This window comes from Sphingomonas sp. 1185 (genome assembly GCF_040544655.1).
GTDB lineage: Bacteria > Pseudomonadota > Alphaproteobacteria > Sphingomonadales > Sphingomonadaceae > Sphingomonas.
This window is the reverse complement of sequence record NZ_JBEPKL010000026.1, coordinates 55,604-62,101: the sequence shown is the minus strand read 5'-3', so window position 1 is coordinate 62,101 and position 6,498 is coordinate 55,604. Positions and strand designations below refer to the sequence as shown.

General features: G+C 72.1%; 7 protein-coding genes and 1 riboswitch. Of the genes, 4 read left to right on the top strand and 3 right to left on the bottom strand.

What is annotated here, in order from left to right:
• The first annotated feature begins 171 nt into the window (after window positions 1-171).
• Window positions 172-355: riboswitch (cobalamin riboswitch) on the top strand.
• Between the two features lie 92 nt (window positions 356-447).
• Genes ABIC44_RS15465 through cobS form a run of 4 tightly spaced genes read left to right on the top strand, consistent with a single transcriptional unit; the run spans window position 448 to window position 3,129 of the window.
• Window positions 448-855 (top strand): DUF1636 domain-containing protein, encoded by a 408-nt coding sequence (locus tag ABIC44_RS15465; RefSeq protein WP_307100414.1) that lies wholly within the window; start codon window positions 448-450, stop codon window positions 853-855.
• Window positions 852-1,862 (top strand): nicotinate-nucleotide--dimethylbenzimidazole phosphoribosyltransferase, encoded by a 1,011-nt coding sequence (gene cobT / locus ABIC44_RS15460; RefSeq protein WP_354296461.1) that lies wholly within the window; start codon window positions 852-854, stop codon window positions 1,860-1,862. The genes ABIC44_RS15465 and cobT overlap by 4 nt, the downstream gene beginning before the upstream one ends.
• Window positions 1,859-2,416, top strand: a complete 558-nt coding sequence (locus ABIC44_RS15455) for a histidine phosphatase family protein (protein WP_354296460.1) — start codon at window positions 1,859-1,861, stop codon at window positions 2,414-2,416. Before cobT ends, ABIC44_RS15455 begins: the two co-directional genes overlap by 4 nt.
• Window positions 2,413-3,129 carry an adenosylcobinamide-GDP ribazoletransferase gene (gene cobS, locus ABIC44_RS15450; RefSeq protein WP_354296458.1) on the top strand — a complete coding sequence of 239 codons (717 nt, stop codon included), beginning with the start codon at window positions 2,413-2,415 and terminating at the stop codon, window positions 3,127-3,129. The genes ABIC44_RS15455 and cobS overlap by 4 nt, the downstream gene beginning before the upstream one ends.
• Here cobS and ABIC44_RS15445 read toward each other — a convergent pair.
• The 3 genes from ABIC44_RS15445 to ABIC44_RS15435 are packed head-to-tail and all read right to left on the bottom strand — an operon-like array spanning window position 3,114 to window position 6,476.
• Window positions 3,114-4,568: a cobyric acid synthase gene (locus tag ABIC44_RS15445; protein ID WP_354296456.1), complete on the bottom strand. Its 1,455-nt coding sequence runs from the start codon at window positions 4,566-4,568 to the stop codon at window positions 3,114-3,116. The genes cobS and ABIC44_RS15445 overlap by 16 nt on opposite strands.
• A complete protein-coding gene (gene cbiB, locus ABIC44_RS15440) occupies window positions 4,556-5,494 on the bottom strand; it encodes an adenosylcobinamide-phosphate synthase CbiB (protein ID WP_354296455.1) in 939 nt (312 codons plus the stop codon). The genes ABIC44_RS15445 and cbiB overlap by 13 nt, the downstream gene beginning before the upstream one ends.
• The gene (locus tag ABIC44_RS15435; RefSeq protein WP_354296454.1) at window positions 5,487-6,476 is read right to left on the bottom strand and encodes an aminotransferase class I/II-fold pyridoxal phosphate-dependent enzyme; all 990 of its coding nucleotides are present in this window, start codon (window positions 6,474-6,476) and stop codon (window positions 5,487-5,489) included. The genes cbiB and ABIC44_RS15435 overlap by 8 nt, the downstream gene beginning before the upstream one ends.
• Between the last annotated feature and the right edge of the window lie 22 nt (window positions 6,477-6,498).

The following is a 6,498-nucleotide window of genomic DNA, read 5'->3' as shown; positions in this document are numbered from 1 at the left end:
GAGCCTTTGGGCTCGCTCAACCCCTCACCCAAGCTGCGCTAGCCAGCAGGCTGGCAAGCTCCGCTAACCCTCTCCCCTGTCCAGGGGAGAGGGAAAGAAGACGCAATCGTGAATGTCGCCCCCCCCTTGCAGGGGAGGAATAGCGGTGTTGCCTCTCGCCCTCCCCGCGCCTATCGCTCCCCCGCGACAGGTTCCCCTCGGGGATAAAAAGGGAATGGGGTGTGAAGCCCCGGCTGCCCCTGCAACTGTAAGCGGCGAGCCGTTCGCCATGACGCCATTGGGGCCTGTTCCCGAGAAGGCAGCGGACCGGCACCGACCCGCGAGCCAGGAGACCTGCCCGTCGCGGTCGTCTTTCGGCCGGTCAGGGTGTACCGGGCGGACGGGGCTATCCCCTCGCGCGACGACAGCGCCTTTGTGGAGACATGCCCCTATGACCGAGCCCTGTTCATGCTGAAACCCGCCGCGAACGGCCCCGCCGTGGTCGCCTGCAACACCTGTCGCCTGTCCGACGATGCGCGCGAGGACGCCGAAGGGCGACGCGGCGGCGCGCTGCTGGTCGAGGCGTTGCGCGCGGTGAAAGCCTCCGACCCGGCCTATGCGGACGTGGCGGTCGAGGAGATGCCCTGCCTCTTTGCCTGCCAGTCCTTCTGCACGGTCCATCTTCGCTGCCCCGGCAAGGTCGGCTATGTGATGGGCAAATTCGCTCCGGACGAGGAGGCCGCGCGCGCGATCCTGGACTATGCGCGCGCCTATGCCGACAGCGACTGGGGACAGGTGCCGTACAAGCAATGGCCGCAAGGGGTGAAGGGCCATTTCCTGACCCGCACGCCGCCCGAGGGATTCATCGTCGAATGACCGCTTTCCCGACCATCGCCAGCTTCGAGACGACCCTGGCCGTGTTGCCCGCGCCGGACACCAGCGCGCGCGACGCCGCCGCGCGGCGACAGGGGCAGCTGACCAAGCCGCCGGGCTCGCTCGGACGGCTGGAGGACATCGCGATCTTCCTGGCCGGATGGCAGGGGCGCGAGCGGCCCCGGATCGATCGCGGGCGCGCGGTGATCTTCGCGGGCAATCACGGCGTGGTCGCGCGCGGGGTCAGCGCCTTTCCGGCGGAGGTGACCGCACAGATGGTCGCCAATTTCGCCGCCGGGGGCGCCGCGATCAACGCGCTGGCCGCCGCCGCCGGGCTGGACCTGTCGGTCGTGCCGCTCGACCTAGACCGGCCGACGGTCGACTTCACCACCGGCCCGGCGATGAGCGAGGCGGAATGCCTGGCCGCGCTGTCGGCGGGGGCGGCGGCGGTGGGCGATGCCGACCTGCTGGTGCTGGGCGAGATGGGGATCGGCAACACCACCCCCGCCGCCGCGCTGGCCGCCGCCAGTTTCGGGGGCGATCCCGCCGACTGGGTCGGTCCCGGCACCGGGGTGGATGCACGCGGCCTGTCGCGCAAGGCGGCGGTGGTGGCCGAGGGGCTGGCGCTGCACCACGAGCATCTGACCAGCGCGTTCGAGCTGCTGCGCCGTCTGGGCGGGCGGGAGATCGCGGCAATGGCGGGCGCGATCCTGACGGCACGCACCCGCGGCGTGCCGGTGGTGCTGGACGGCTTCATCGGCACCGCCGCGATCGCGCCGCTGGCGCTGGTCAATCCCGCGATCACCGCCCATTGCCTGGCGGGCCATTGCTCGGCGGAGCCCGGCCATGTCCGGCTGCTCGAGCGGCTGGACCTTGTGCCGATCCTGTCGCTGAACATGCGGCTGGGCGAAGCGAGCGGCGCGGCGGTGGCGGTCCAGGTCATCCGCGCGGCGCTGGCGGCGCATGACGGCATGGCGACCTTTGCCGAGGCGGGCGTGGCGAGCGCGTGAGCGCGTTTCACCTGCATCTGCTTCGGCATGGCGAGCCCGAGGCGGCGGGGCGGATGCTGGGGCGGACCGACAGTCCAGCGACGGTCGAGGGCATCGCCGCCTGCGCCGCACGGGGACGCGATCTGGCGGCGACCCGGCGGATCAGCTCGGACCTGTCGCGCGCGCGCGCCTGTGCCGAGGCGATCGGCCCCGTCACGGTCGATCCCCGCTGGCGCGAACTGGATTTCGGCGACTGGGACGGGCTGGCGCCCGAAGCGATCGACCGGACCGCGCTCGGCCGGTTCTGGGACGATCCCGATGCCGCCCCTCCGCCGGGCGGCGAGCGCTGGTCCGATCTGGTCGCGCGCGTCGCGGCGGCCATCGCCGAGCTGTCGCCCGAACCGACGCTGGTCGTCACCCATGGCGGCGCGATGCGCGCGGCGCTGCATATCCTGTGCGGGTTCGACCGCCGTGCCGTCTGGGCCTTTGCGCTGCCCTATGCCAGCCTGTTGACGCTGGAGGTGTGGGACGGCCGCCCCCGTGCGGCGCAGGTCAGCGGACTGGTCACGGCATGAAGCCGCTGATCCTCGCGCTCGGTTTCCTGACCCGCCTGCCCATGCCGCGCGTCGCAGCGGACGAGGCGGATTTCGCGGCGGCGATCCGGCTCTATCCGGTCGCCGGGCTGGTCGTCGGCGCGATCGTCGCGGGGGCCGCCTGGCTGGGGGCGCGGGTCGATCCCTGGGCGGGGGCGCTGGCGGGGCTGGTGGCCTGGGTCTGGGTGACGGGGGCGCTGCATCTCGACGGGCTGGCGGACCTGGCCGACGGGCTGGGCGCGGCGCATGGCGACCGGTCGCGGCTGCTGGCGGTGATGGCCGAGCCGCAGATCGGCAGCTTCGGCGTCGTGGCGCTCGTCATGCAGCTTCTCGCCAAGCTGGTGCTGCTCCACGCAATACCCGCCCGCGCCTGGCCGATGCTCGCGCTGATCCCGGCGGCGGCGCGGGTCGGGCCGCTGGTCTGGGCGCGCGTCCTGCCGCCGTTGCGCCCCGGCGGGCTGGGGGCGATGGTGGCGCGCGCAGTGCGGCCGTTCGACATGATCCTGTGGCTGATGGCGGTGGTCCTATTGGGTCTGGCCTGTCCGCCCATTGCCGTCACGCCGCTATTGATCCTGCCGCTGTCATTCTGGTTCCGGCAAAGGCTGGGCGGCGTGACCGGCGATGTGCACGGCGCCGGGATCGAGCTGACCGAGACCGGCCTGCTGATCGTCGCCCTCCTCTATCTGGCGTCCTGAGCGATCCGCAACAGCGCGTCGCAATCGACATGCGCCTCTAGCACGGCAGCGATGGCGTCGAGCGCGGCGTCCACATCGGCGCGGTGATCGGGCCCCGCCCCCGCCACGCCGATCCGCGCCAGCCACGCCGCGCGCTGCCCCGCCTCGCCCAGCAGGCCATGGACATAGCTGCCCGCGACCAGCCCGTCGGCGCTCATCGCGCCCTCCGCCCGGCCATCGGCGAGGTGTCCGACCGGACGCGCGGCATCCGGCCCTTCAGTCCGGCCAAGGTGAATCTCATAACCGGAAAAGGCCGCGCCCAGCGCCTCGCCCGTTACCGGCCGCACCGTCTTTTCGCCGGTCAGCACCGTCTCGACATCGAGCAGCCCCAGCCCCGCGACGCTGCCCGCCGGGCCCTCGACGCCATCGGGATCGGCCACCCGCCGCCCGAGCATCTGATAGCCGCCGCACAGGCCCAGCACCGGCCGCCCGCGCCGATGGTGCGCGGCGATGTCGATATTCCACCCCTGCGCGCGGATGAAGGCCAGGTCGGCGATGGTCGTCTTCGATCCCGCCAGCACGATCATCGCGGCATCGGGAATGGGCTGGCCGGGGCGGACCATGACCAGATCGACCTGGGGTTCGAGGCGGAGCGGATCGAGATCGTCGAAATTGGCGATGCGCGGGGTGATCGGACAGGCGATGACCACCCGCCCCCCGGCCCCGGCGGCGGGCCGCTCCAGCGCCACCGCATCCTCGCTCGGCAGGCGGCGCGCGTCCGCCAGCCACGGGATCAGCCCCAGCGAATGCCAGCCGGTATGCCCGGTGATCAGCGCCATGCCATCGGCGAACAGCGCCGGGTCGCCGCGAAACTTGTTGACCAGAAAGCCCCGGATCATCGCGGCATCGGCCGGGTCGATCACCGCCCTGGTGCCGACCAGCGACGCGATCACCCCGCCCCGGTCAATGTCTCCGGCCAGCACCACCGGCACGTTCGCCGCGCGTGCAAAGCCCATATTGGCAATGTCGCCGCTGCGCAGATTGACCTCGGCGGGCGAGCCCGCGCCCTCGACGATGACGAGGTCGCATTCCGCCTCCAACCGGCGATAGCATTCCACCACTTCGGGCAGCAGCCCGATCCGCCCCTCGCGCCACTTCGACGCGGGCAGCATCCCGCGCACCTGTCCGCGCACGATCAGTTGCGAGGTGCGGTCGCCCTGCGGCTTGAGCAGCACCGGGTTCATGTCGACATGCGGTTCGACCCGCGCCGCCATCGCCTGGGTCGCCTGCGCCCGGCCGATCTCGCCGCCTTGCGGGGTGGCGGCGGCGTTGTTGCTCATATTCTGCGGCTTGAACGGGCGGACGGACAGCCCGCGATTGGCGAAGACCCGGCACAGCCCCGCCACCAGCACCGACTTGCCGACATCCGACCCGGTGCCCTGGATCATCACGCCAGCCATGCGACACCCCCCGCGACGATCCACAGCAACAGGCAGGCGCGGGCATAGATTTGCAAGCCCGTCACGATATCGGCGGGCGTCGCGCTGCGGCCGCCGCGCCCGATCCAGGGCTTGATCTGGGTCACCCCGTCATAGCTCACCGGCCCCGCCAGCGCGACGCCCAGCGCCCCCGCCATCGCCGCCTCGGGCCAGCCCGCATTGGGCGAGGCATGGGCGCGGGCATCGCGCTTCATCACCGCCCAGCCGCCCGCGCCCGCCACACAGACCAGCACCCCGGCGATCCGCGCCGGTATCCAGTTCGCGCCGTCATCGATCCGCGCCGCCGCCCAGCCAAAGGCGCGCCAGCGCGGCTCCTTGTGCCCGATCATGCTGTCGGCGGTGTTGATCGCCTTATAGACCCAGACGCCCGGCAGGCCGAGCAGCAACAGCCAGAAGAGCGGCGCGACGATGCCGTCGCAGAAACTCTCCGCCAGCGTCTCGATCGCGGCGCGCGACACGCCCGCCTGATCCAGCCTTTGGGTATCGCGCCCCACCACCCGCGCGACCGCCGAGCGGGCGGCGGGCAGGTCGCCGCGCATCAGCGCGTCGGCGACGGGGCGGACATGCCCGTACAGGCTGCGCTGCGCCAGCGCGGGCCAGGACAGGACCGCACTGGCGATCCAGCCCCATCGGCCGAACAGCAGATGCGCCTCGCGGTCCAGCCACCATGCCGCAACACCAGTCAACGCGATCAGCGTCAGGATCGTCGCGCCCCCCAGCGCCCGGCGGGTCGCCTCGGACCGGTCAGGCCGGTTGCCATGCCGTTCGCAGATATGGAGGAACCGGGCAAAGCCCCCCACCGGATGCCCGACCCAAGCATAGAGCCGATCGGGCCAACCGATCACGGCATCGAGCGCCAGCGCCACCAGCGCGATCGGATCAGCCATGACTCAACACCTTGTCCAGCCGCGCAAGCTCCGCGAGCGAGGCGGGCACGCCGAAACGCAACCGCTCGGGCGCGTCGGCAAAGGGGCGGACAAGAATCCCCGCCGCCGCCAGCCGGTGGAAAACAGACCCGGCATCGGGTGTCTCGACCATGCGGAACAGCGGACACGCCCCCTTCGCGACCAGCCCGTGCCGCGCCAGCACGGCATCGAGCGCCGCCGCGCGCTCGACCAGCGCGAGGCGGGTCGCAGCGATCCACGCGCGATCGGCATAGGCCGCGCCGCCCCAGACCATCGCATGGCTCGACACCGGCCAGTCGCCCAGCAGGCCGCGAAGCCGTGACAGCAGCGCGGGCGCGGCGATCACGAAGCCAAGGCGCACGCCCGCCAGCCCGAAGAACTTGCCGAACGAGCGCAGCAGCACCACCCGCTCGCCGCCGGTGAAACCGGGATCCGGCATCGCATCGGCAAAGGCTTCGTCCAGGATCAGCCAGCCGCCCGCGTGCGCCTGCACCTCGGCCAGTCGGGCCAGCGTCCCGCCGGTATGGACCACGCCATCGGGGTTGTTGGGATTGGCGAGCAACAGGCTGCCCGCCTGCCCCGCCCAGTTCTCCAGCGCGCCGTGATCGATCCGCGTCGTGGCGACCGCGCCGTGCGTGCCATAGCTGGGGCGAAGGGCCACGATCGGCTGGGCCACCCCGAGCAGCGGCAGCAGCCGCAACGCCATCTCGCTGCCCGGCACCGCCGCCACGCGCTCGGCCGCGACCCCGAAATGCGCCGCCGCCAGCGCCTCCAGCCGTGCGAGCGCGCCGCGATCGGGCAAAGGCCCCGCATCGACGTCCAGCCCCTCTGGCGGCGTCCAGGGAACCGGATTGATGCCGGTCGACAGGTCCAGCCACGGTGCGGGCGCGGTCGGGAACAGCGCCCTGGCCGCATCGATCCGGCCGCCATGATAGGTCAGCGCGGCCATTTCCGCTTGCGTCACAGCCCGGCTCCCGCGATGCGGA

Bases quoted from the DNA above. Each gene is read 5' to 3' on its own strand.
- ABIC44_RS15465 (WP_307100414.1), top strand. From the start codon at position 448: ATGCTGAAACCCGCCGCGAACGGCCCCGCCGTGGTCGCCTGCAACACC.
- cobT (WP_354296461.1), top strand. From the start codon at position 852: ATGACCGCTTTCCCGACCATCGCCAGCTTCGAGACGACCCTGGCCGTG.
- cobS (WP_354296458.1), top strand. From the start codon at position 2,413: ATGAAGCCGCTGATCCTCGCGCTCGGTTTCCTGACCCGCCTGCCCATG.
- ABIC44_RS15445 (WP_354296456.1), bottom strand. From the start codon at position 4,568: ATGGCTGGCGTGATGATCCAGGGCACCGGGTCGGATGTCGGCAAGTCG.
- cbiB (WP_354296455.1), bottom strand. From the start codon at position 5,494: ATGGCTGATCCGATCGCGCTGGTGGCGCTGGCGCTCGATGCCGTGATC.